General features: G+C 69.1%; 21 protein-coding genes and 1 pseudogene. 13 read left to right on the top strand and 9 right to left on the bottom strand.

The window, feature by feature from the left end:
* The 4 genes from E1300_RS50460 to E1300_RS32410 form a co-directional block, all read left to right on the top strand.
* Window positions 1-621, top strand: a 621-nt coding sequence (locus tag E1300_RS50460; protein ID WP_207400076.1) for a hypothetical protein, incomplete at its 5' end; no start/stop codon positions are given.
* Window positions 622-887: 266 nt separating this feature from the next.
* Window positions 888-1,544 carry a hypothetical protein gene (locus tag E1300_RS32420; RefSeq protein ID WP_131760920.1) on the top strand — a complete coding sequence of 219 codons (657 nt, stop codon included), beginning with the start codon at window positions 888-890 and terminating at the stop codon, window positions 1,542-1,544.
* A gap of 142 nt (window positions 1,545-1,686) precedes the next feature.
* On the top strand, window positions 1,687-2,703 hold the full coding sequence (locus tag E1300_RS32415) for an MDR family NADP-dependent oxidoreductase (RefSeq protein ID WP_131760919.1): 1,017 nt from the start codon (window positions 1,687-1,689) through the stop codon (window positions 2,701-2,703).
* A 14-nt stretch (window positions 2,704-2,717) separates the two neighbouring features.
* Window positions 2,718-3,128, top strand: coding sequence for a MerR family transcriptional regulator (locus tag E1300_RS32410; RefSeq protein ID WP_131760918.1), 411 nt, complete (start codon window positions 2,718-2,720; stop codon window positions 3,126-3,128).
* On the opposite strand, the gene E1300_RS32405 is transcribed toward E1300_RS32410, so the two are convergent.
* On the bottom strand, window positions 3,123-4,724 hold the full coding sequence (locus tag E1300_RS32405; protein ID WP_131760917.1) for an alpha/beta hydrolase: 1,602 nt from the start codon (window positions 4,722-4,724) through the stop codon (window positions 3,123-3,125). The genes E1300_RS32410 and E1300_RS32405 overlap by 6 nt on opposite strands.
* A 219-nt stretch (window positions 4,725-4,943) precedes the next feature.
* On the opposite strand from E1300_RS32405, the gene E1300_RS32400 reads away from it, so the two are divergent.
* From E1300_RS32400 to E1300_RS32390, 3 genes are all read left to right on the top strand, one after another.
* Complete coding sequence (locus E1300_RS32400; RefSeq protein WP_131760916.1) at window positions 4,944-5,174, top strand: hypothetical protein; 231 nt, start codon at window positions 4,944-4,946, stop codon at window positions 5,172-5,174.
* Between the two features lie 107 nt (window positions 5,175-5,281).
* The gene (locus E1300_RS32395) at window positions 5,282-6,871 is read left to right on the top strand and encodes an MDR family MFS transporter (protein ID WP_131760915.1); all 1,590 of its coding nucleotides are present in this window, start codon (window positions 5,282-5,284) and stop codon (window positions 6,869-6,871) included.
* Between the two features lie 175 nt (window positions 6,872-7,046).
* Entirely contained in the window at window positions 7,047-7,421 is a 375-nt protein-coding gene (locus tag E1300_RS32390; RefSeq protein WP_131760914.1) for a hypothetical protein, read from the top strand.
* Window positions 7,422-7,513: 92 nt separating this feature from the next.
* Here the strand turns inward: E1300_RS32390 and E1300_RS32385 are convergent, their stop codons facing one another.
* Complete coding sequence (locus E1300_RS32385) at window positions 7,514-8,245, bottom strand: helix-turn-helix transcriptional regulator (protein ID WP_131760913.1); 732 nt, start codon at window positions 8,243-8,245, stop codon at window positions 7,514-7,516.
* A gap of 239 nt (window positions 8,246-8,484) precedes the next feature.
* Between E1300_RS32385 and E1300_RS51800 the strand changes: the two genes are divergently transcribed.
* Complete coding sequence (locus E1300_RS51800; RefSeq protein ID WP_207400075.1) at window positions 8,485-9,159, top strand: hypothetical protein; 675 nt, start codon at window positions 8,485-8,487, stop codon at window positions 9,157-9,159.
* 31 nt (window positions 9,160-9,190) lie between these two features.
* On the opposite strand, the gene E1300_RS32375 is transcribed toward E1300_RS51800, so the two are convergent.
* From E1300_RS32375 to E1300_RS32365, 3 genes are all read right to left on the bottom strand, one after another.
* Window positions 9,191-9,613 carry a hypothetical protein gene (locus tag E1300_RS32375; RefSeq protein WP_131760912.1) on the bottom strand — a complete coding sequence of 141 codons (423 nt, stop codon included), beginning with the start codon at window positions 9,611-9,613 and terminating at the stop codon, window positions 9,191-9,193.
* Window positions 9,614-9,819: 206 nt separating this feature from the next.
* On the bottom strand, window positions 9,820-11,712 hold the full coding sequence (locus E1300_RS32370) for a class I SAM-dependent methyltransferase (protein WP_131760911.1): 1,893 nt from the start codon (window positions 11,710-11,712) through the stop codon (window positions 9,820-9,822).
* A gap of 172 nt (window positions 11,713-11,884) precedes the next feature.
* A complete protein-coding gene (locus E1300_RS32365; RefSeq protein ID WP_503104940.1) occupies window positions 11,885-13,096 on the bottom strand; it encodes a PucR family transcriptional regulator in 1,212 nt (403 codons plus the stop codon).
* Between the two features lie 279 nt (window positions 13,097-13,375).
* On the opposite strand from E1300_RS32365, the gene E1300_RS32360 reads away from it, so the two are divergent.
* Window positions 13,376-14,377 (top strand): alpha/beta hydrolase, encoded by a 1,002-nt coding sequence (locus E1300_RS32360; protein ID WP_131760909.1) that lies wholly within the window; start codon window positions 13,376-13,378, stop codon window positions 14,375-14,377.
* Window positions 14,361-15,581: a PucR family transcriptional regulator gene (locus tag E1300_RS32355; protein ID WP_503104939.1), complete on the top strand. Its 1,221-nt coding sequence runs from the start codon at window positions 14,361-14,363 to the stop codon at window positions 15,579-15,581. The genes E1300_RS32360 and E1300_RS32355 overlap by 17 nt, the downstream gene beginning before the upstream one ends.
* Before the next feature lie 25 nt (window positions 15,582-15,606).
* On the opposite strand, the gene E1300_RS32350 is transcribed toward E1300_RS32355, so the two are convergent.
* The gene (locus E1300_RS32350; protein WP_131760907.1) at window positions 15,607-16,275 is read right to left on the bottom strand and encodes a cutinase family protein; all 669 of its coding nucleotides are present in this window, start codon (window positions 16,273-16,275) and stop codon (window positions 15,607-15,609) included.
* A gap of 583 nt (window positions 16,276-16,858) precedes the next feature.
* Window positions 16,859-17,296, bottom strand: a complete 438-nt coding sequence (locus E1300_RS32345; RefSeq protein WP_165503089.1) for an ATP-binding protein — start codon at window positions 17,294-17,296, stop codon at window positions 16,859-16,861.
* Between the two features lie 217 nt (window positions 17,297-17,513).
* On the opposite strand from E1300_RS32345, the gene E1300_RS32340 reads away from it, so the two are divergent.
* Together E1300_RS32340 and E1300_RS32335 are read left to right on the top strand one after the other, a co-directional pair.
* Window positions 17,514-19,103 (top strand): helix-turn-helix domain-containing protein, encoded by a 1,590-nt coding sequence (locus E1300_RS32340; RefSeq protein ID WP_131760905.1) that lies wholly within the window; start codon window positions 17,514-17,516, stop codon window positions 19,101-19,103.
* A 14-nt stretch (window positions 19,104-19,117) separates the two neighbouring features.
* Window positions 19,118-19,636 (top strand): NUDIX domain-containing protein, encoded by a 519-nt coding sequence (locus E1300_RS32335; RefSeq protein ID WP_131760904.1) that lies wholly within the window; start codon window positions 19,118-19,120, stop codon window positions 19,634-19,636.
* Window positions 19,637-19,743: 107 nt separating this feature from the next.
* Here the strand turns inward: E1300_RS32335 and E1300_RS54230 are convergent.
* Both E1300_RS54230 and E1300_RS32330 read right to left on the bottom strand, forming a co-directional pair.
* Window positions 19,744-19,935 (bottom strand): annotated as a pseudogene (locus tag E1300_RS54230) (DUF7662 domain-containing protein); the annotation flags it as partial.
* 379 nt (window positions 19,936-20,314) lie between these two features.
* Window positions 20,315-20,563 carry a hypothetical protein gene (locus E1300_RS32330; protein WP_131760903.1) on the bottom strand — a complete coding sequence of 83 codons (249 nt, stop codon included), beginning with the start codon at window positions 20,561-20,563 and terminating at the stop codon, window positions 20,315-20,317.
* A gap of 469 nt (window positions 20,564-21,032) precedes the next feature.
* Between E1300_RS32330 and E1300_RS32325 the strand changes: the two genes are divergently transcribed.
* Window positions 21,033-21,992, top strand: a complete 960-nt coding sequence (locus E1300_RS32325; protein ID WP_131760902.1) for a DUF5677 domain-containing protein — start codon at window positions 21,033-21,035, stop codon at window positions 21,990-21,992.
* Window positions 21,993-24,436: the final 2,444 nt, after the last annotated feature.

The raw sequence follows: 24,436 nt of genomic DNA, 5'->3' as shown, positions 1-24,436 counted from the left end.
CGCCTCGATCCCGGCTCGGGCGCCGCCGCCAGCGGACTCGCCCTGCTGCTGCACGACGTCGCCGTGGCGGGCGACGGCGTCCCGAGCGCCGCCACGGCCGCGCGCCGCGCCCTGGAGATCAACCCCGACGACCCGGTCGCGCTGCTGGTGCTCGCCGGCCAGACCGGCGACGACCGGCTGCGCGAGCGCGCCGAGGCGCTGAGCCCGCCGATCCCGTCCGCGCGGTGGCGGGCGGGCGGCCCCGGCCCGCCCGCCGGGCACGGTGTGCCGAGCCGGTTCGACTACTTCGTCCTCGACGTCGCGGTGCGGGTGACCGACCAGGGCGACACGGCGCCCGGCCTCGCGGTGCTGCGCGACATCGAGCAGGTCAGGCGGTTCGACCGGTACTCGTGGCCGCTGTCCCGCGTGGTCGCGTACCGGTACGAGCGGGGCCTCCTCGTCGCCCGGCACACCGCGGCGCGGTCCTCGGGACCGGACCTGGCGGAGAGGGCGGAGGAGTGGCGGGCCCGGCGCCCGCCGGCGCCCGGAACCCCGCTCCCGGTCGGCCACCCGGTCCGCCACGACGGCGTGATGCTGCACTACGGCGCCAACGGCGTCCAGTGGACGGCGGGCGACTACTGACCGGCAGGCCGCACGGGTCGCGCGTGCGCCGGGCCGGCCCTGGCCGGAGACGGTCAGCGCCCGAACCGCGTCCGGCACCCGGACGTGCTCACCAACACATCAGTCGAAAGGGCGCACGAGCCGGGCACGCGCACCCTTTCCGCACGGGGGCGTCACGTCCTTCCTCCCGCGCCGGGCCAAGGCTCACCGCCCCGGAAAGGTCAGGGACCATGCGGAACTCGTCACACGCGGCGCGCCGACCGGCGCGCCCCATCACACCGGCCACCATGGCGGCCACCGCCGTGACCGTCACGGTGGCGGCCGCGCTGCTCGCCGCCACGCAGACCACCGCGCTCGCGGCCACCACCGTGTTCAGCGAGAACTTCCAGACGACGCCGACCGGACCGCTCGGAGCGCCCTGGAGCATCTCCCGGGCGGGCGGCAGCACCGCGGCCGTCGTCGACACCCCCGACCACGGGCGGGTCCTGGAACTGCGCGGCAGCCCCGCGTCCGGTGACTTCCTCATCGCCTCGCGCGCCTTCTCCTCGTCCGCGACGGAGGTCCGGTACACCTTCGCCGTCAACCCGGCCGCCGGCGCGTCGTTCGTCACCGCGCTCAACGGCGCCGGCTCGTCCATCGGCAGCCGCCGGATCCGGCTGGAGCGCGACCCCGGCTCGACCACCCTCACGGCCCAGACGACGCCGTCGGGCACCAGCGCCTGCGGCACCCTGCCGTCCGGCACGTGGTCGACCGTGACGCTCCAGGTGCACGCGGCGGCGTCCCCGCACACCTTCGACGTCCTGCTCAACGGCGCCCCGACGAAGTGCACCGGCATCACCACCGGCCTCGGCGCGCCGTTCACCGGCCTCAACGTCATGGACGCGTCCAACGACGGCTTCGGCGGCACCGTCCGCTTCGACGACCTCCTCGTCACCGCACCCTAGGAACGACCACCGGCCGGGCGCCGCCTTCGCGCGGGAGCGGCGCCCGGCCGCCGTGACCGGGACGCGGTCCCGGCGGGCTTGCCCTTGACGCGCACGTCAGGGGTTAGCGTCGCCTCCCACGATCCGTGAGGAGCGACCCATCATGCCCACGCCTTCCGAAACCGGCCGCGAGGTGCGGCTCGCCGCGCTGCCCGACGGCCTGCCCCGTCCCGAGCACTTCACCGTCGCCGAGACCCCGGTCCCCGTGGCCGGGCCCGGCCAGGTGCTGCTGCGCAACCGGTTCTTCCAGGTCTTCCCGTCCCTGCGGACGCTGATCGAAGGCGGTGTGCCGGGTGCGCCGATGCCGGCGCTGCGTCCCGGCGACACCCTCTTCGGAGCGGCGATCGGCGAGGTGCTCTCCGCGCCCGACGGCAGTGGCCTCCGTCCCGGCGACCTCGTCCAGCACTGGCAGGGCTGGCGCGAGTACGCGGCGGTGGACGCCGACGCGTGCACGGCCCTGGACGACTCGCTGCCCGACCCCGTCGCGCACCTCGGCCAGGGGCACACCGCCTACACCGCGCTGACCCACGTCGCCGCGACGCGTCCCGGCGACACCGTCCTCGTCACCGGCGCCGCCGGCGCGGTCGGCTCGCTGGCCGGGCAGATCGCGCGGCTGCTCGGCGCCGCGCGGGTGATCGGCACCACCGGCAGCCCCGCGAAGGCCGGCCGGCTGACCGCGGAACTCGGCTACGACGCGGCGCTGGTCCGCGGCGACGGCCCGATCGCCGCGAAGCTGGCCGAGGCCGCGCCCGACGGCATCGACGTCCTCGTCGACAACGTCGGCGGCGAGCAGCTCCAGGCCGCGGTCGCCGCGGCCCGGCCCGGAGCCCGGTTCGCCCTCGTCGGCACCCTCGCCACCCAGCTCGCGCCGGACGGCACCGGCACCACCGCGCCCGTCGAGCTGGACGTCTTCCAGCTCATCCTCAAGCAGATCACCCTCCGCGGAGTCGTCGGCACGCCCGCGTCGCGGAAGGAGTGGACCGAGCGGTTCGGCGGCTGGCTGCGCGAGGGCCGCATCACCTTCCCCCACGTCCGCGTCGCGGGCATCGACCAGGCCCCGCGGGCGTTGCACGAACTGATCGGCGGACGGCACCTGGGCGCCGTCGTCGTCGAGGTCTAGGAGGAACCGGGCTCATGCGGATCGGCGACGCCGCCGCGGCGGCGGGCACCACGCCCCGCGCGCTGCGCTTCTACGAGCAGCGCGGCCTGCTGCCCCCGCCGCCGCGCACCGCGAGCGGCCAGCGGCGGTACGGGCCGGCCGAGATCGCCCGCGTCCGCGTCGTCCGCCGGCTGCTGGCGCTCGGCCTGACCGTCGAGGACGTCGCCCGCTGCGCCGACCGGCTCGACCTGCTCACCGGCGACGACCTCCCGCCGTACGGCGGCGACGGCTGCGACCGGAGCACCGGCACCGTCCAGCGCCGCATCGCCGCCCTCGACGCCGAGATCGCCCACCTGACCCGCCTGCGCGACAGCCTCGCCGCCGCGATCGCGCCCGCTCCACCGGCGCCCGCCCGGCCGGTTCCGCCGGTGGAGCCGCGTTCATGACGTCCGAACGGGACGTCCGCGCTCGCCGGACGAGCCGTCCTGGACGCAGACCGGGTCGGCGGCGGGCAGCTCGCCGGTGGCCAGGTAGGCGTTGACCTTGGCGTCCACGCAGGCGTTGCCGTACACACCGTAGATCTGGTGGGCGGTGGCGCCGCGCAGGGTGAGCAGGCGGGAGCCGGTCAGCGCCCGGTGCATGGCCTTACCGCCCTCGTAGGTGGTGGCGGTGTCACCGGTGGCGGACACGACCAGCGCGGGCGCGGGGTTGCCGACGCGCGTCGGACGTTCGCGCGGCCGGTTCGGCCAGAAGGCGCAGGGCCAGATGTTGTTCTTCAGCGGCCCGAACAGGGGGTGGCGGGCCCGGCTGCGCTGGACGGCCCTCCAGTAGGCGCCGGGGTCGCGCGGCGCGGCGCGGTCGGCGCAGGCGATCGCGGCGACCGGGCTCGCGGCGGTGGAGCCCGCGCCGGTCAGCAGGAACGCGAGGAGCCCGCCAAGGTCGGGCCCGGGATCGGCCGGACGGCCGTGCGCGGCCTCGTTCAGGGTCCGGACGGTCGAGGCCAGCCTCGCACGGGCCGCGGGACGGTCGTCACCGGAGCCGGTGGCGAGCAGGTAGGGGATCAGCTGCTCGTCCACCTCGTAGGCGCCGACGCGCAGCGGGCGGTCCGCCGCGGCAGCGACGATCCCGTCCACCGTGGCCAGCACGCGGGCGCGGGTGGCGCCGAGGCTGTAGTCGCCGTTTCGTCCGGCGGTCCAGGCCGCCCAGCCGCGCAGCGCGCGCTCCGCCTCGTCCTCGGTGCCCCGCAGCGCCAGTGGACCCCACTTAGCGGGGTCGCCCGCGCTGTCCAGGACCACGCGGTCGGTGCGGCCGGGGAACATCTGGGTGTAGACGGCGCCCAGGTAGGCGCCGTAGGAGTAGCCGAGGAAGGAGATCCGGCGCTCCCCGAGCGCGCGGCGCACGAGATCGATGTCGCGGGCCGCGTCGCGCGTCCCGGCGTACGGCAGCACGCCGGCGTGGCGCCGGGCGCAGCGCTCGGCCAGGTCGCGCTGCACCGCCGCCTGCCGGTCGAACCGGGCGCGGGTCGAGCCGGCCGAGCGGAGCCACAACCCGATCGGCCAGCCGCAGTCGAGCGGCGTGCTGCGCCCGACGAACCGCGGGTCCAGGCCGATGAGGTCGTACCGGGCGGCGACGTCGCCCATCGCCTTCCGCACGTCCAGGGGCATGCCCAGGGTCGGCTCGCCGGGCCCGCCGTTGTTGAGGACCATGGTGCCGATGCGATGCGCGCGGTCGGTCGCGGCGAGCTGGGACAGCCCGAGCGTGATGGTGCGGCCGCCCGGCCTGGAGTGGTCGAGCGGGACGGTGATCTCCGCGCACCGCGCGCCGGCCCGGTCGAGGTCCTGGCCGGTGGTGTCGTCCCGGCCTTGGGCGCAGGCCTTCCAGTCGAGCGGCGGGGACGTGCCGCCGCCCGCTCTCGCCGGAGGCGCGACCCCGGCGGGCAGGGGCGCGACGACGGCGGCGGGCAGGGCGAGGGCCGTCAGCAGGCGTGCGCGGGTCCGGGAAGCGGCGCGACCCCGTGCGCGGCCGGGCGATGTCGGTCTCATGGTCGAGGACGCTATTGAGGACGGACGCCGCGGCACGATAAGGCCAGCCGTACACGCGATGCTCCGGCCTGCCCCAGTGCCCTTCCGGGTACCGGCGGCCGATGATGATCACCCTGAGGACTGTCCGAATCGTCCTATTTGGGGCATATGAACGGGCGGCTGGTTTACCCCCGGCGGCCGGGGTAGGCGGCAGGCACCCAACCACCCCGGGAGGATCGCATGGCAACCGAGGAGACCGGTCACGTCACGGGAACCAAGGACAAGGACTACAACCTCATCTGGTTCACCGAGGCGTGCCTGAGCAACGTCCTGCGCCTGGAGACCTACGTCTCCGACGCCGAGCGCGACGGCGACCAGGAGCTCGCCGACTTCTTCCGCCGCGCCCAGGCCGAGAGCCAGAAGGGCGCCGAGCAGGCCAAGCAGCTCCTCAAGAAGCGCCTGGTCGACTGACCGCGCCGGGCCCGGGCCGCCACGCGCGGCACCGGGCCCGACCGGCGCCGCCCAGGACGATGGCGGCGGTGCGATGAGTTTCGCGGGCGCGGCCGGTCTCCCTTTACATGAACGCTACAGAGGCACCTGCGCACCGGAAGCCCGAGGACGGGGAAGCCGCGGCCGGACGACGTTCCCGGCCCGGGGGGACGCCCGCCGTCATCCGGCTGCTGACGCTCGCCACCTTCGTCGTCATCCTCAACGAGACACTGATGATCAACGCCATGCCCCGGCTGATGGCGGACCTCGACATCACCGAGCAGTCGGCGCAGTGGCTCTCGACGGCGTTCATGCTGACGATGGCGGCGGTCATCCCCGTGACCGGCTGGTTCCTCCAGCGGGTCACCACCCGCCGCGCCTACGCCACCGCGATGGGCGTCTTCCTCGCCGGGACGGCGCTCGCCGCCGTCGCGCCGGTGTTCCAGGTCCTGCTGCTCGCGCGGATCGTCCAGGCGTCCGGCACGGCGGTGATGATGCCGCTGCTGATGACCACCCTGATGACGGTCGTCCCCGAACGGGACCGGGGCCGCGTGATGGGCAGCGTGACGATGGCGATCTCCGTCGCGCCCGCGATGGGACCGGCCGTCTCGGGCGTCATCCTCCAGCTCGGCTCCTGGCGGCTGCTGTTCGCGGCCGTCCTGCCGATCACGGCCGTGATCGCGTGGCGGGGCCTGGCCAAACTGGAGAACGTCGGCGAGGCGCGTCCCGGCGGCGTCGACTGGTTCAGCGTCGCCGCCGCGGCGGCCGGGTTCGGCTCCCTGGTGTACGGGCTGAGCCGCTTCGGCGGGGGCGGCACGGCGGCGCCCGCCGCGTTCGTCCTGACCGGGCTGGCCGCGATCGCGGTGTTCGGCCTCCGTCAGGTCCGGCTCCAGCGCCGCGGCACCCCGCTCCTGGACCTGCGCGTCCTCCGGCACCCGACCTACGCGCTCTCGCTGCTCCTCATGTCGCTCGCCTTCATGGCGATGCTCGGCTCCATGATCCTGCTGCCGATCTACCTCCAGAACCTGCGCGGCCTCACCCCGCTCCAGACGGGCCTGCTGGTGATGCCCGGCGGCCTGGCGATGGGGCTGCTCGGCCCGGTCGTCGGCCGCCTGTTCGACCGCTTCGGCGCCCGGCCGCTGGTCGTCCCCGGCGCGGTCGGCATCGTCCTCGCCCTCGCGGGCTTCACCCAGATCTCGACGGCGATGCCGTACTGGCAGATCCTCGCCCTGCACACGCTGCTCATGGTCTCGCTGGCCGCGATGTTCACCCCGGCCTTCACCCTCGGCCTCGGCGCCCTCCCGGCCGAGCTGTACTCCCACGGCAGCTCGATGCTGGGCACGCTCCAGCAGGTCGCCTCCGCCCTCGGGACCGCGCTGGTCGTGACCGTCATGGCGTCCCGCGCCGACGCCCGGATCGCCGACGGCGTCGCCGCGCCCCTCGCCCAGCTCGACGGGATGCGCCTGGCGTTCGTCATCAGCGCCGTCCTGTCCCTGGCGATGGCCGGGATCGCGGTCCTGCTGACGAAGCGCGCACGGCCCGCCGCCGAGCCCGAGCCCACCGCCGGGACGGAGACCGTGACCGAGGCCGTGACCGAGGCCGAGGCCGAGGCCGAGGCCGAGATGCCGGAGATCGGCGAACTGGTGCTGGCGGGCGCGACCGCCGAGCCGGTCCACTGAGCGAAGACCAGCGATCAGTCGCCCTCACCGACCGAAAGGCGGTGGGGGCGACCGCTGTCCGCGCCCACCGCACCGACGTCCATACGCAATCTTCCCCATGGCACCGTTCCGAGCCCGATCCCTAACGTCTGGAACCGGAAACGCACGAGCACGACCACGGGGAAGGGAAGCAGCGATGCGAAGACGCGCGATGGCCGGGGGGCTGATGGCGGCGGCGGCACTGGTGTCCGCCGGGACACTGCCGGCGACACCGGCCCAGGCCGCCGGCTGCGGGGTGCGGAGCGACGGCCGGCTCTACTGCGGCAACGAAGGCGATGTCGACATCATGCAGTCGGCCACCTACACCTCCCGGTACGTGGACACGCTGGAGACCGTCTACAGCTGGTTCGACTGCTGGACCACCGGCGACCCGCATTCCGGCGGCAACCGCACCTGGTACCACACCAAAGGCGACGTCTTCGGACGCTGGGGATACGTCCCCGCCGCCGTCGTCTACACCTCCAGCGCGTTCGACGCCGATCCCACGGCACACGGGCTGAGGCACTGCTGACGCGGAGTCGCCTTCGGCGGGAGGTGCGCGCACCTCGCGTCCGATCAGAGTCTCCCGGCCCCGTGCGGGGGCGGGGCCGGGACTCTCTCCGGTCACGTGATGAGGCCGAGCCGCCGGGCCCGGTTGACGGTCTGGAGACGGTCGTTGCACCCGAGCTTGCGGTAGATGTGCTCAAGGTGCTTGTTGACCGTGCGCACGCCGATCCGGCAGCCGGCCGCGATCTGCCGCGCGGTCAGCCCGCGCGCGAGCAGGACCAGGACGTCCACCTCGCGTGGCGTCAGCCCGGCGCGCTCGCAGGCTTCCGCGCACGGCGCGACCGATTCCGCGTACACCTTGTTGAGCAGCGACAGCACGGGCATCAGCGCGCGGGCGAGCGCGACGTGGTCGTCGGTGAAGTCGGTGTCGGACCGGTTGAGGTACCACCCCGTCCCGCGGGCGGCCGTCCGCGGCGGAAGGCCGATCGACAGCTGGTGGAAGAGCCCCAGCGGCCGGTAGTGCTCGGAGTAGGCGCGGGTCGACCGCCACTCCCGCTCCGACAGCAGGTCGCTGACCCGGCAGGGCTCGAAGGAACCCGGATGCGACCGGTAGTACCGGACGCTCGGGCACTCCGCCATGACCTCCAGGTACACCTGCCGCTCCCACCGCTCCACGGGCGGGTCGCTCCAGAGCTCGGCCGACCGGACGCCGAGGTCGATGTCCGTCCAGCAGATCCGGTCGCACCCGATCGCCTCGCCCAGCGTCGCGCACCCGGCCGCCAGATAGGCCGCCCGGTCCGGGAGATCGCTCAGCTGGTAGCTCAGCTCCGCCGCGGTAAGTCGCTTCATCTGCACCCCGCTCTTCACACGGTCACTGCGCGGGGTCGATAAGCAGTGTCCCGCAAACTCTCGCGCGAGGAAACGGTCCGGGACGACGTCCGAGCTCACGGCGCGAACATCTCGGGATGGCCGACGCCGTCACATCCTGATTACTGTCCGTACTTACTCACAAGCGAAGCGTAGCGACGGCATGGGGCAGCACCCACTCTGGAAGCGAGCCTCCTCCACCCCCGACACCTGGAGAAGACATGCCCCCCACACGTCTCCTCGCTGCCCTGAACATCGCCCCCATGCTCGCCATGGGCGCCCTGGCCCTGAGCGCGCCATCCGGTGCCGAAGCGGGTTCCCTGCCCGCCCCGGTCCCGGTGGCCGGCACCGACGGCGTCCAGGGCACCTCCGACGACGATGGGCTGCCGAAGCCCGGCCAGGTCACCAAGCTGAACCTGCACGACAAGGCCACGCTGCGGTGCGACGATCGCGACTACACCCTGGCGCTCCACGGCACGGTCGAAGTCAAGGCCGGCTCCCCGGGCAGCGAGATCCCGCCCAAGATCCCCCTGAAGGTCACGGCCGCCGAGCTGACCGGACGGTCCGACGACTTCGGCACCGTCAAGGCCACCCTGGACGGCCCCCAGCCCGGCAGCATCGTCTCCGACGGCAAGCTCAAGCCGTTCCCCGCCACCCACACCCTGCCGCTCAGCCTCAAGATCACCCTTGACAAGTCTCCCTGCGCGACCGGCTCCCGCGGGTACGAACCACTCGTCCTCACCACCAAGAACCCCGCCCAGCTGGTCGGCAAGCTCACCCAGTTCCCGCCGAAGGGCGATGTCTACCGGCTACAGAACCCGGTCGACCTGGTGACCGAGGACGACTCGACCGCGGCCGTCCTCCAGGACCTCAACGTGGACATGGACGGCGTCTGACGCAGTGACGAGAGCCGTGCGGCGACGCCTTCTACTCCCGGCCGTCGCCGTACGACTCGTATCCGAGGAACTCGCCGAACTCGTCGTGCAGCCATCGGGGACTCACCCACCGTCCACCGTGTTCCAGCGATCCCTCGTAGTCGATCTCCAAGCTGCTGCCCTCCGCGTCCCCCGTGACGCCGAGGCGCCGGTTCCGGCTGTACAGGAAGATCGTGACGCTGACGTGCGGGTTCCCGTCCGCGGCGAGCCCGGCTCCCAGCAGGCCCTCCCAGCACAGCCGGAACCCGTCGCCCCGCGGAGGCGGGCTACGGACCTTGCAGGAGAACTCCCACCCCTCGTCGTCCAGGAAGAGGACGTCCGCGGGCTCCACCCGCTCGATCGGCTCCTGGAGGAACGCGCTCAACTCCGCGACGAGCCGGGTGATCACATCGAGCCGAGGGTCACCGCCGGTCACCCGCTCCACCCCCGAACCGCTCGGCCGCGTCCAGGCCGCGCTTCCCGGTGCGACAACGGACGGGGCCCCGGCGCCGAAGGCGGCGCCGGGGCCGTGAGGTACTGCCGACGACGGAAACTCTACCCCACCTCCTCGAATATCTACCAGGGCCAAAAGAGATTTTCTGTGGACCGGCGAGGAAGATGCTTCCCTCCGCCAGGTGAGCGTCATTCGGGCGGTCGCTGGGCGAGTATCCGGTAGGTGTTGGAATGCTCGCTTCGCCTGATGATCGGGTGGATGAGCTGGTCGGCCATCGCCGCCGCGAGCATGAGCGGCCCGGCGGCGAGGTAGACGGCCGTCCGCGCGGCGACGCGGGTCCGCCGCCAGCGCGGATCGCGCCAGGGCTTGGCCGGGTCCGGGACGATCCGGTGCACCAGCAAGTGGACGATCATGAACAGGTCGACCGGCTGGTGGGCGGCGCCGCGCTGCACGGCGACCGGGCGGAGCCCCAGCTCGGCGAGCATCATCGAGAGACCGCCCAGGGGAACGAGGTTCAGGTGCTGCGGCTGGAACCAGGCGTGCCACCACCGGCCCGCGAGCCGCGCGATGACCCACTGGGGGTCGGGCACCTCGATGAGCAGGTGCCCGCCCGGTCTGAGCACCCGCGCGGCGGCGTCGAGCTCCCGGCGCGGCGCGACGGTGTGCTCCAGGTAGTGGTGCATGCTGACGACGTCGTACGCACCGGTGAGCTTGTCGGCCAGTTCCGGGAACGTGCCGATGTGGCCGGTGTCGATCCACCCGCGGCGCTCGGCCTCCTCGATGCCCTCGCTGAGGTCCAGGGCGTCGAAGCGGGTCCCCGGCCACACGTCCCTGGCGGCGTTGCAGAAGTGGCCGTGCCCGCCGCCGACGTCGAGCCAGTTCCCCGGGACCGCGTGGCCGCGGAGCATCCTGGCGCGGTCCCGGTAGATCGGAGCCGCGAGCCGGAACGCGCGCTCGACCTCGGCCGCGCCGGACCCGTCGTAGTAGTCCCGGTAGTAGAAGCCCAGCCCCTCGGCGTTCAGCCTCGGGTTCTGGAAGACGTGCCCGCAGGCCCGGCACCGGTGGAGGTGGAAGACACCCGGCCGGTGGTGCTGGTGGTCGCCGCTGGACAGGAACCTGCGCAGGTCGGTGCCGCCGCAGCAGGGGCAGGTCCCGGTGGGCCGGTCGAAGAAGCGCGCCACTCCCCTCTCCGTCTCGGCGGCGTACTCCCGGCGGAGCCGCGGCAGGTCGGGGTCCGGCTGCTCCGGTGCGGCGGCGACGCGCAGCCACCGTCCGAGCGTCCCGAAAGGACCGGTGAGCGCGGACCGCACGAGATCGTCAGGACGGAGCGGTGTACCGGCCGTGACGATGCAGGGACGCGCGCACACCGCGGCCAGCGTGACCGCGACACGTATCGCGGCGTGCCGGCGTCCACTCCCTGGGTACCGCGCCCCTAGGCCAGGTCGTTCTGTGCTGCTGCCCCGCGCGCGTCCGGTCGCGACGGAACCGGCGAGCCAGGCCGCCAGCAACAGGCGGGCGAGGATGTTCCCCGCCAGATAGACGGGCAGGTCCGCGACCCACCGGCGGCGCAGGATCATCCTGCGCTCGCCGGGCGTCCACGGCACCGGCGCCGGTCCTGGGACGACCGCGACGTCCGTGGTGACCGGCGCGTAGAGCTTCAGCCGGACGGCGAGCTCGTCCATCTCGGCCGGGGAGAGCCCGGCGCACCACCTGACGCCCGCCCTCTCGATGACCTCGGCGTCGACGAGCATCGCGTAGCCCGCCCCGACGCCCCGGGCGAGACGCGCCGTCCGGTACGAACGGGGACGCAGCAGGCGGACCAGCTCCATGGCACGGACGGTGTCGAGCCCGTCCGGCACCAGTTCCAGCACGGCCAGCCCCTGCTCGTCGGCGTACGCGCTGGCGGCGCGCCTGGTCGCCCCGTCGAGCCGCGTCCCGGCCGCGGTGACGAAGCAGTGCCGCGCGGCCACCGGCCGGTCGGCGGGCGGCACCGCGCGGAGCCCGGCCGCCCGGCTCCGCCGCCAGAGCGCGTCGATGACGAAGCCCGCCGGGATCAGCAGCGAAACCGGGCGCATCTGCATGGTGCTCCTCCTTCGGACGGCCGGGACTCGGACGCCCCGGCGCCGCCTCGACGTCGCGGTGGTCAGCGATCCTCACCGCGCCCGGAGCCGACGGCCATGTCACGCCTGCCAAAGCGGACGCTCGTAACGGCTCACCCGGGTGAGCGGACACCGCCCGGAGGGACGTCCAACGTCACCGCGAAGCAGCTGACCCGTCCTCGGAGAAATGCAGAAAGGCGTTGAGCGTCAGCATCATGTCGAGCCGATTGTCGGGGCCGACGAACTCGTCACCGTAGAGCTTCTGAATGGTGCGGACCCGGTATCGAATGGTCTGCGGATGAACATGCATCTGCTCTGCCGTGGTGATCGCGTTCTCGCCGCATCTGAGGTAGGTCAGCAGCGTCGACGCCAAGGTCTCCCGGCGCCTGGCGGGAAGCTCCAGAAGCGGACGCAGGTGCCGAACCGATGCGGCATGGACGAGGTCCTCGCATTGTGAGGCGGCGAGTACCGAGAGGTTCTCCACGCAACGCACCACGCCCCGCCGGGGGAGCACACCGCGTTGCATGAGCCGGGCCGCCTTCCGGGCCCAGTGCAGTGAGACGGCGCCCTGGTTCAACGGGACGGTGGGCCCCATCACCCCTGGGTGCCTGCGGAAGAGCGCCGACAGCAAACGGTCCTGCCCGGGGCCGTCCGGATCGGGCACCACAAGATACGGCTCCGACTCGCCCCAGTCGGCGAGGATCGCCGGCGACGTGACGCGCGAGGGCGTCACCGGTGACGAGAGCAGCGCGACGACGCCGATCGTGTGCGGCGGTTCCCAGTCCGCCGCCCGCGCCAGCGTGACGAGCGCCTCCCGGCTGGTGGGCGGATCGGCGACCAGCAGATCGCGCAGCCGGTTGCGGTGGCGCTCGCGCTCGGTCGCCATCTCCCCCTGCGCGGCGGCGTACCCCTCCGCGGCGGCCTTGACGGCCTTCTCCAGCAGGAGGAACAGCGAATCGGTGAGCAGCGACAGCGTCTCGCTGGTCCAGTCGAGCCGGTAGGCCTGCCGGATGAACCGCCTGCAAGCGACCTGGCTGCCCAGCCGCATGGCGGCCTGAAGGCTGTCCAGGCTGCGGCCGTTGCGGGCCTCATGCGCGCCCAACCGCCGGTACGTCACGGTCAGCAGGCCGATGTCCGCCGCCGTCCCGCCCAGGGAGTCGACGAACTGCCCCACCGTCGCGGAGATGTTGCGGCGCAGCCGACGGCCGTAGTCGCTGTCGGGCGGCTGCGCGTACTCGGGCACATGCTTCCGTATCTCCCCGACGACCTCGTCCACGACCGAATCGGTATGGGGGCGGAGCAGGTCGCCGAGACCGTCATGCAATGAACTGCGATGAGAAACGCAGTGGGGCCTCCGGGCGGGCATCCTTCTTGTCGGCACGAGCGTCCTCCCATTGGTCGAAGCCCCCGCCTGACTGCCTGACGATGTCAGTGTCATCACCGCGGCGGCCCTTTCAAGGCGACCGGCCGATCTCTGTGCGAGCGCACCGTCGTCATGGGCGAAGGCACCGGCCCGCTGAAAACCCCGCCGCTACTCATCGAAACGACAACGAGAACATCCGATCTTGTCACCGGCGCGCAAGGCGGAACCGCACCGGCGACCTAATGTTCCGTGACACGAAAAGCGCGAGCCCGGAGGTCGACGATGCTGGACGTGCGGTCCATGGCCGTCCCGGCGGCGATGATCCTCTCGGCCATGGCAGGCCCCGCGGCCACGACCGCGCCGCCCTGGGCCCCGATCCCGGCCGACGACGGAGCGAGAATCACCGCCACCGACCAGCTGGACGAACGGACCTTCGACGTCACGATCTCCTCGCCGTCCCTGCCGGAACGAAGCAAGGTGCGCGTGCTCGTCCCAAAGGACTGGTCACGCGACACCACTCGGCGTTGGCCCGTCGTCTACGCCTACCACGGCGGCCGGGACACCTACGTCTCATGGACGCGGAGCACCGACATCGAAGAAGTATCCGCCCGCTACGGCGTCATGGTGGTGATGCCCGAATCCGACGACGGCGCCTTCACGGACTGGTGGAACTACGGCAACGGAGGCCCGCCGAAATGGGAGACCTTTCACACCACGGAAGTGCTCCAGCTCATGGAACGCAACTACCGGGCCGGCCAGGACCGTGCCGCCATGGGCATCTCCTCGGGCGCCTACGGCGCGATGGCCTATGCGGCACGCCATCCCGGCATGTTCCGGTACGTCGCGTCATCCAGCGGAATCCTGCACCTGACCAGGCCGGGCATTCCCGCCCTGACCCTTTTCATCCAGGGCTTCTTCACGAACAGCGGCGACCCCTTCCGCGTCTTCGGCGTCCCCGGTCTGGATGAGGACAACTGGAAGGCACATGACCCCTACGTCCTGGCCGGGAACCTGAAAGGCACCGGCCTGTACGTCTCCAGCGGCACCACCGGCCTTCCGGGCCCCGCGGACCATCCGGAACCGGGCCAGGAGCACTCCGTCCAGGTGCAGGAGGTCTTCTGCGGAACGACGTCGATCGACTTCCTCCAGCGCCTGCGCGAGTTGAACGTCCCGGTCACCGCGCACGTATATGGCGATGGATGGCACAACTGGGAGACGTGGGAGCTCGAAATGCGCCGCTTCTGGCCCCTGATGATGGCAAGGCTCGGTGTCCGGCCACAGTGAGCCGACCCACGACGAACGACGGCACATCGTCGTTCAGAGCGCGGTCCGGGCACTGCACGACCGGCTCCCCGAACTGACCGACCAGCTCGTCCTCCGGCTCCAGGAGTCAGAAGAGGCGGAAGGACGGCGGACCTTCGGCAGCCAGGCGTTCCGGGAGTCCGCACGTTCCGGCCTCGAAACAGTGCTCGACGCCATCGCCACTCGCGGCATGGAACGTCCGGACATCTCCTTCGCCCAGCGCCTCGGACGCCGGTACGCCGAACACGGCCTGCCGCTGGAGACCGTCCTGCGCGTCTACCGGCTCGCCGGCGGCCTCCTGTGGGAACGCCTGGCGGACGTGGTCAACGAGCGGCATCCGGACGACCTGGCATTCCTCGTGGCCGGAGCCCGCCGAACCCTGACCATGATCGACCAACTCTCGGACGCGATCACCGAGTCCTACCACCAGAGCTCGCACAAAGCCGAGACCGCCCTGAAGGCCCTCGACGACCTCCTGGACGGACACGAAGACCACACCGACCGCGTTCCGCCCCTGGGCCTCCCGGAGCACGGACGCTACGTGGTCATCGCCGCGAGCGCCCACACGGGCCCCTCCCCGCCCGACAAGGTGGCGGGAACCCGGCTCATCTGGCGATCCCGCCCCGACACCCTGCTCGGCGTCGCCCTCCTCGACACCCCCGACATAGACGAACTCGCCACCGGCCTGCGTCCGCTAATCCGCAAGCCCGCCGGGATCGGCCTACCAGTCGACCGCCTAACCGACCTGGGCAAAGCACGCCGCCTGGCCGACCTGGCCCGCTCGATAGCCGCAGCGACCAACAACGGAACCATGTTGCCGGGACCCGGCAACGAACTCGTGCGCCTAGACGAACACCTACCAGCCGCATTCGTAACGGCCCACCCCGATCTCGCCCGCCATTTGCGCGAAACGGTAATGGGACCGCTCCTAGACCTGGACCGCGCCGACCGCGATCTGTTGCTACAAACCGTGACGGCCTGGCTGGACTGCCATGGCTCAACGGCCCGCGCGGCCCAACGACTCTTCTGCCACCGCAACACCGTGCTAGGCCGACTCCGCCGGGTCCAGCGTCTGACCGGCCGAAGACTCGACCATCCACGCGAGGCCACAGAACTCGTCCTCGCCCTAGAAGCAGTGAGGCTCGCCCAGACCCCCGACCACGGAGCCGGCCGCCCGCCGCCGTGACCGACACGGCGGCGGGCGATAAGAATCAGACCCTGCCGGCCGCGAACGCGGCGGCCTGGGCCGCGTTGTTGCCGTAGCTCAGGTGAGCCGTGATGTCGATGCCGTTCCCGCAGATCGGGTCACCGTTGGCGCAGGTGTCGAGGGTGCGGGCGGCGTACGTCCCGGTCACCTTCCGTCCGATGGCCCGGATCGGGTTGCCGAAGAGCAGAACAGCGGCGACGCGGGACTCGACGGAGCCTGGCAGCGTGGCGGTGATGGGCCCGCCGACCAGGGCGCCGTCACTGCTGACCCCGATGGAGTTGTCGACCACGTTCGCGCCCTGGGAGTAGCCCACGAGGATGAACTTCTGGTTCGGGCAGGACGCCGCCTGGCTCTTGACGTGGTTCACGAGGTCGGTGTTGCCCTTGGAGGCCGACCCGATGCTGAGGTCGGCGGGATAGCTGACCGGATACCCCATGAACGACCTGAAGGCGATCTTGCTCTTGAGCGCGGCGTACACGGGGTCGCCGACGATCCAGCCCAGGGTGCCGGGCTCACCGGTGCCACGGGCGACGACCACGTCGATGTCGGTGCACGCCGCGGAGGCGGGAGCGGCGGTCACGGCACCGGCCGCGACGGCGCCGGACGCGACGCAGGCCATGACCGTGAGCTTGGCGACCAGGCGCGCCGGGATGGTGGGGTGGGAAAGGCGCATGGGAGGCCCTCTCTGAGCGGTTCTCCGCGGCGAAACCACGGAATGTGCTGCAGATGATCAGCCCCAAAGCCGCCCCCGACCATGCGCCCACATCTAAAGAACCCCCACCACCCCAGTCACCCAAATGACTAGCACCCAACACCCCCCAAAGAACCAGCACGCCCACCACCCGAGACACCAACACCGCACACCCACGCAAACAGCACACAAGCCCCCACGAACCGCCGTAGCGACACCCCACCGCGCCACACCGCTCCCGCCGCCCTCCTCCACGGAGCTTCGCTCGGTGCTGCAGCGGCTCCGCCCTCGCGCCGCCTCGTCTGGATGTCGTATGTACATCCGCTCCTGGCTTTTGAGGGACCGCGCTCGTCCCCGGTCTGGTCAGGGTGATCTTCCGGGCGGAAGTTATCCCCAACAGGCAGCGCTCTTCCACGGATAGCCCGGAAGGCCGCATAATGCCAAGAGTTTCAAGCCGTCCACTTCCCACTGAGGAGCTAAGCTTCGGCTGCGAGAGACGAAATCGAGAGCCGACATGATCGTCGTCTGCGTCGGGTTTCTCCACATCGTCACTTCCGACGATGATTCATGATGCCCGCAGCTCCGCCCACACCACCTTGCCCCCGCCCTGTGCCGGGTACCAGCCCCACTTATCACAGTGGGCGCGGACGACGAACAGCCCGCGTCCGCCCTCGGACTCGAAGTCGGGCACTTGCTCGACTGGCGGCTCGTCGCTGCTGTCCCAGACCTCGATGAGCAGCATGGCCCGCCCGTAGGACAGACGCAACCGTACCCACTTGAGTTGAGAGACCTCGGTGTAGGGCACCGCGAGCGGAGCCTCCGCGTACGCCTTCTGCTGCCGGACATCGAGTGTGCCGGTCGCCTTCACTGCGTTACTGATGAACTCGGTAATCACAAGCTTTGCGTCACCGAGCGCGACGCATGCATTCCACCGCTTCAGGACGTCCTCGGTGTGTCGACGTGCCCAGTACGCGGCGTTAGGAAGCGCGATGAGCGTCAGCACGTTTTGATGTGTCCAAGCAGTCATTCTGCCGCCCTCGCGCATCGTCGGGTCGTCTGGACGCAGGATCGGCGCCGGAGCTCACACAGATGCCGCAACGGGGGAAACGAACATCTGCTGGCGACACCGACCCTGCGCTTGAAGCACGGCGGACACGCTCCCCCACCAACTCGCCTGCTTGGAGTGCACAAGGCGCCCTCCGGTCGGGTTAATGCCTGCCGTGGGTGACCAGCATCCGATCTGGAGGGCCGCCGAGCTACGCGAGTTCGGCATAGCGCTCATGTACTTGATGTATAAGACTGAGACAGGCATCGCCCGACCACGATCTCCCAGCGAAATCAATCACTCCAGAAAGTCACTGCCGGTCATGAAAACTGGGGATAAAGCCCGTATTTGCCACAGTTGTGACACACGCCTGGCGCGGAGCAATCAAGGCGCGCAGTGCGCCCCTTGCCAGGCGAAGGCACGTGATCGTTTTAACAAGCCGCCCGCCGTCCCCGCCGACTTCTGGAATGCCGAACCACTCCGAACGGCCCTGGAGAACTGGCACATTGGGCGGCTCATCCGGGCCTACCGCCACCATCCACACCATGGCCCCCGCGCCCTGCCGCAGGATGTTGTCGCGCGTTGGCTCGATATCACCCAAACCCAACTCAGCCGCATCGAGAGCGGACCACCGGTCACCAACCTCGACCGCCTCATCCCCTGGGCCCGCACCCTCGGGGTTCCATCCGACCTACTGTGGTTCAAGCTCCAGAAAGAGACGCAAGCACCGCCTACAGCCCACGCTCCCCCACGGGCCGTCGAACCGTCGCTTCCCGCAGCCGTGCAGCACGCCGTCTTCAGCCCGCTCGGCAGCACCCTGCCATCGAGCGAAGACCCCGATATGACAACGCTCCACGCTTTCCGCGCGGCAGACCGGCAGGTCGGCGGCGGCCATCTCTACCCCACGATCACCAGCTACCTGCAATCCGCACTTGCACCCCGACTGTTCGGCAGCCAGACGAACAGAGGGCGCACGAGCATCTTCACCGCAGCAGGAGGGTTCACCGAGATGGCCGGCTGGATGGCCCACGACGCCGGCCACGACCAGATCGCCCGCCAGCACTTCCGCTGTTCACTCGATCTGGCCCGAATGGGCGGAGACCCGCACCTCGCCGCCCACATCTACGCCAGCATGAGCCATCTGTCCCTGCACCAGGACGAGCCCGGCAAGGCCATCTCCCTAGCGCGCCAGGGCCACGCCGAACTCGCCGACACCCCGCCAGCGCCAGCACTCTCCGCACGGCTCTACGCCATGGAAGCCCGCGGCCTGGCCGCACTGGCCGACGGAACAGCCTGTGCAGACGCGTTGAAGCATGCCGAGAAGGCGCTCGAACGCTGCGCCGACGATAAGCCGTCACCGTGGGTCAGCCCCTTTGACGCAGGCTCGCTGGCGAGTGAAGCCGCCCGCTGCATGCGGCAGCTCGGCGACCTGGCCGAAGCCGAGCGCCAAGCCCGACAGATCATCAAGCTACGTGCCGACAGCCACACACGCAGCCGAGCCTTCGCCAGGCTGCTCCTGGTGACCGTGCTCATCGCTCAGGGCAGGTCAGACGAGGCCTGTTTCCAAGCTCGCGAGACACTCAATCTCATCGAAGGACTGAGCTCGCACCTCGTAACTCAACAGCTCGACGAGCTGCGCGCCCTACTCCAACCGCACCGAGCGAACTCCACAGTCGCCGAGTTCCTACCCTGCCTAGAACAAGCCCTCAGGGACAGGCGCGGTCTCTACAGTTGGCTCAGCAGCGACGCCACCGGAGCAGGTTGAGCCGAGGAGATCCGATGCCTCCAGAAGAACCGCTCTACGAGCGCGACCCCGAGGCATGGCGTGCCTATCTCGCCGAAGGCAACGCCACCCAGCCGCGCAAGCGCGTAGGCGCCGACGCCCTCATCCGCGACGCGGCAGGCCGCCTGCTCCTCGTCGATCCGAAATACAAGCCGGACTGGGACTTACCCGGCGGGATGAGTGAGGCCAACGAGCCGCCGGCCGAGACCGTCCGCCGCGAACTGAAAGAAGAACTAGGCCTCGACCTGCACCTCGGACAACTCCTGTGCATCGACTGGGTATCCCCGCACGGCCCCTGGGACGACTCACTCATGTTCATCTTCGACGGCGGCATCCTGCATGAGCGCCAGATCGCCGCCCTCAGCCTGCACGACAACGAACTGAGAGCCTTCAAATTCTGCAGCGAGAACGAAGCCGCTGAACGCCTCCGCCCATACATCTGGCGCCGCACACACGCAGCACTGGACGCTCTACGAGCAGGCAAGGCCCCCTATCTACAGAACGGACATCCCTGACAACGCCTCGGCCTCGCGAGCATCGCCCCGGCTGACCGGCTATCGGCGTGGGCCAGTGGCTGACGCTGCCGCCTGCTGCCATCAGCCTTGGGCGGTCTTGATGAGGGTCACGCGCTGAGGGTCAGACTGGGGCAGGCTCGATAGCAAGCGTCCAACCAGACCACCTGAGTGTGCTTCGGATCGGTCACCCACCATGTCTGGTCGTCAAAGGCGCTACGCGTCAAGGCCGCACCAACGACTGCTGACACATCCGCGTATGTCACCTCGATGCGCTCGCGACCGTCGGATCGATGCCGCTCTAGCCGCTCGTACTGTTCTCGCCGGACTCCTCACCAGCATTGTTGAGACTGGCGCACCTGTCAGCGAAGTGATCTCGGGGCCTACAGTCCCCTAACCTGCCCCGTGGCCTCGCGCGCCGCACCCGCCCCGGAAGGTACCCGGGCGAGCGTCGAGACGACATGACAGACAGCTTCGCCTGGGCGCGCCGTCTGGCCCGCGAGAGCGGAGTTGCAAGCCCCGGCTTCGCACGCGCTTAGCTTGCCCGGCAGCGTCCAGAACGACCTTCCGCTTCTCAGAAGTAGCAACCATCCTGCCGCCGCCCTATCGACCGAGGTCAGACGGTGCCCGACGTACGCCCGTGGTGCCGGTTGGCAGCCGTCGTTGCCGTCAACGTTGCCGTCACTGTCCGGCCCATCGACCTCGCGCCTTCAACCGTCGGACGTGCCGCTCGTGCTGCCCGACACGGCGCCGCTGGGCGCGGTTTGAGAGCAGCGTCTGCGGGTCTGCCGCCAGTTCGTACAACTCGACCTCAAACGGGTCGGCGTCGTACTCGATGAGACGGGCCAAGGTGTCCCGATCCTGCTCGGCAGTGACTCGCCGGCACACCTGTTCCCGCCAGACAAGCTCGCTCGCCTCGGCCTCGTCCATGTTCCGACGATAACTCCTCGCCTCGCCGTGACCACCTGGATGCGTACCACCGGCACACCCCAGGTCACCACCGTCCACCCCAGTTACACCATGCTCCGCCGTATGCCCGCTTAAGCGCCTGTGAGCCGGCTGTTGCGGTACTCCACTGCTGTACGGCAGTTCGCGCTGACCAAGTCCGCACTGTCGGCTTGGGAATCAATCCGATCTAGGCTGTCAAAGCGGCTGACCTGGCCTCCGTTCGTACCGCGAGTGACCGGGGCTGCCCTTGGTCACCCTGGCCAGTTGCACGCCACCGTAGCTGCTGAGTTGCCTCCTCAGCATGCCCGGATCGGCGACAGCACCCCGCTCATCCGAGGGCAAGCGAACCTAGAGCACAGAGTCGACCACGGCCGACCGCAAGTCGCGGGCAACATGTAACGAATCCAAAACCAGTGGCGCTCGGGCTGAGTCTGCCGAGATAGTAGAAGACGTGGACCATCATGAGAACGCCCCGACCTCTGTTGACGCTCTCGCAGCGGCGGAGGATTTTGTGCAGGCCGCAGAAGAGCTAACAACTCCTTATCTTGGTGCGATATGGGAAAAGGATCTTCCAAATCGCCGCAAACTCGCCTCTATTGTCTGCATAAAGCGTCAATTGGAGGCGATCCGTTCGGCGATACTTCTTGCTAAAAATGATCTCGGTCACATGGGGGTCGTCTTCCTTCGTCCAGCTTGCGAAGAGGCGATGTGGCTATCCTACCTTCATAGAATCGGCGAAGAGGACGCTAATCGCCTCCTTGCCTCGATGACCACTCTTGACGTAACGCGCAGCATCATTGCTCAGCAGCAATACGCTGGCAAACGTGGCATGAAGTCGCTTGGATTCCCTGCTAACATTGCAAAGAATGCGGGGGATGGTAAGCGCTTCGCCGAAGCGGAACTCCAAGAGTTTGGGCGCAATCTAGGCTGGCCTAAAGATGACTCGGACAACTGCATTGCGCCACCTCCAGTCGCATGGATTGCACAGCAGTGCAACATGGGCAAATTGTACGACTTTCTTTATTCGGCGACGTCACGCTCGGTACATTTCTCGGCGGGTGAGATATCTCGAAGAGGGTGGGCTTATCTGGATGAGGAGGGTGAAGAACACGAGATGGACTTCCTGCCAGGCGTCTATCATAGGTACCGGACAGATTTCAGCTTGTACTGGTGCTGCACTCTGCTTGTCGAGACGCTGGTATCCGCATATCCTGCCCTGGCGCCTGAAGAAATCGACGACGTTGTCGAGCAACGTATGTTGCGGGCGGTGAAGAAGATTGGCGCTATCGGGGTCGTGCCAATCATTGTTCCAGCGGAATTCAACATTCCTCAAATGCGGCAACGGATCGAGGAAACGATTGCTCGTGCTCGGGAGGTACGGCGGCGGGCTCGCGAGGAAGGTGAGCTTTAGAATCCACACAGCGCTTCGGTGGTTGCTCAATACAAATAGAGCATGTTCACCGTACGTGCCTTACGGGGCTCGGACCGGGTCCAAGGCGGCGTAGACCCCTGGTTCGAGCTCGATCAACCTTCTGATCCGTAGCAAGATCAGGCCCGTCCCGGAACGTCCCCAAGGGTCCCCCTGACCATCGCCGAACCCTTCCGCCGGTCCCCACCCGTCCAAGATCATCCAACCCCGGTGTTAGCACCGCCGTTAGCACGCACGCCCGTCCCGCAGGGTGCGCCCGCGCGAACGGCGAGACGGTGTGACAGACGGATTCGCGCGGGCGTGCCCTCCGGCCTGCGGGAGGCTGGGGGTCGCGAGACCCCGCTTCGCGCTCGCCCGGCCGAGATTGACGCGGCGAACGTACACTATGGGAGTAGTAATCACGCTGCGGCCACCTTGCCGACCGCGTCAGATTGGCTTGACGGGGGCCGTCGTGTCGTTTGGCTGCCGTCGCCCTCCGGCTTCTCGACCTCGGTCCTTCAAGTCCTGAACGTGCCCCTCGCGCTGTCCGGACACATCCTGCCGCCCAATGAATCGCGAAACACCGGATTCACATAGACGAACTGGCTCTCGCCGCGCTGGCATCGACAGCGTTCAAGGGACTCTTTGCCCTTCTGCCGGAAACGACACGCGTACCAAGGAAAGCCGCAACCAGTGTAGCCAGCCCCGCACCTACCACGGATGCTCCCTCTATGGGGGCGCCATTGTCTACAAAGTACTTTGCTAGCCATACAAACAATGCGACGCTACCGAATGCAGAAAGATATGGAAGCCATTGGCGAAATTCTTGGAGCATGGCCAGTCTGCGCCTGTGGCGTGCCTGCTTGTAAACCTGCTTCAGCAATTCTGGTGCAGTTCCCGGGACGATGTCTTCCCATATCTTTACCTTCTCCTCGGGGGGAAGGTCATGCCACAGGGCGGATGATTCCTGATGTTGCGCGGGCTTCCTAGGAGGCATCGCCTGACCCCTTGTAGCCAGGAGGTGGGCCCAGCTCATTAAGGAAGGAGTCGATCTCTGCTTCGATCTCCAGCCAAGATTCAGTTAAATGCTCGTCTCGCGCGGCTTGCGTGTTTCGACTGAGGAACTTAGAGAGAACTCTCCTGATCGACCGCCGCAAAGACGAGAAGTCGAGAAGTGGTACTATAAGTGAATCGTCATCGAATGCGGGGCTTGTTCGCGATACTGATACCAGTACACTGTGCCGGTCAAGGTCATGAGCCATGAAGGCCCCTGGTGCGAGTTTCGGATTCGAGACCTTGATCTAGCCCACCAGGATCTTCTTGCTTGGCTGCCGATTTCGGATGCGGAGTTCCCCTTTGTGTAGAGAGAACCGCAAGGCGGACGAATCGTTGCATCAGAAGCGGGCCTGCGACCCCAACAGCGAATGCAGGTAGGGGGCTTGAAATATTGTCCGACTTAGACATCGCTGCGCCGATAGTCATCGCGACCAGAACTCTGATGACGACCGAGACTACATAGGGAGCCAGTCCGGGTTCAGTTCCGCGACGCCAAGGCCAGCCAGGAGCCTTTTTCAGAGCAGAGACTAGATCAAGAGCCTCGACGCTCAATGCGCCTAGACTAGCCCAGAGCACTGCCACCCACAGGGACACATGTAAGAGGCTAGCCGTCGGCGACCGCCCCTACAAGGCGCTGAGTGACAGCGAGCTTCGCCTGTGAGAGTCATGCACCTGGAACCTAGACGCTAGCTGAGCCGGGCGGGTCGGGGCGGGTCGGGGCGGGTCGGCCCGGAGAGGCCGCATGCCCGGCCCGGTCCGACCGGCGGCGACGCGAAGCGGCGCCCTTGAAGACGTAGAGAGAGTTCTCATCCGGCACAGATGTCACACGACTGACCTGCTACTTCGCTGTCTGCGGTCATACTCGACGGCTATCCGTCGGCCGGCCTCGGCCGCTGCTCGTACCCTCGGCGTCGTGGACTGGGCAGTGACGTGGGCTATGGGGCTCGGCTGGGTGGCACGTGGCTAGGCGACGGTACGTCGCGCGCGGCGTCCCTGGGGGTTACCGCATCTGGGACAACCGCGGCCGCAAGTGGTGGGGTGAGGTGTACGAGTTGTATCCAGACGACCTTCTCGCCGAGCTCAACGGCGATGCGGACTACCAGAAGGTGACTGCCCTGCTCCGGCGCTATCGGACGCTAAAGCGGTAAAGGTCTGAGCGCCGGTGGCTGGGTGGCGCTGTCAGGTACACAGGGTCACGGGATGAGCTTGGTGAGGGCTCAGCGGGTTTGGTCGGCAAGGCTGACAGCGGCGCCTAGGGCCTGTTTCTTGGATCGACTGACGGTGGGCGTTGGTTGGGTCACTGTGGGTTGATGGGTCGTCGTGGTGACTTGACCGATGCGCAGTGGGAGCGGCTGGCGCCGTTGCTGCCACCGACGGGCGGGCGGGGTGGT

The sequence above is a fragment of the Actinomadura fibrosa genome (assembly GCF_900659615.1).
Classification (GTDB): Bacteria; Actinomycetota; Actinomycetes; order Streptosporangiales; family Streptosporangiaceae; genus Spirillospora; species Spirillospora fibrosa.
Note: the sequence above shows the minus strand (reverse complement) of the source record. Positions and strands in the feature narration are given on the sequence as shown.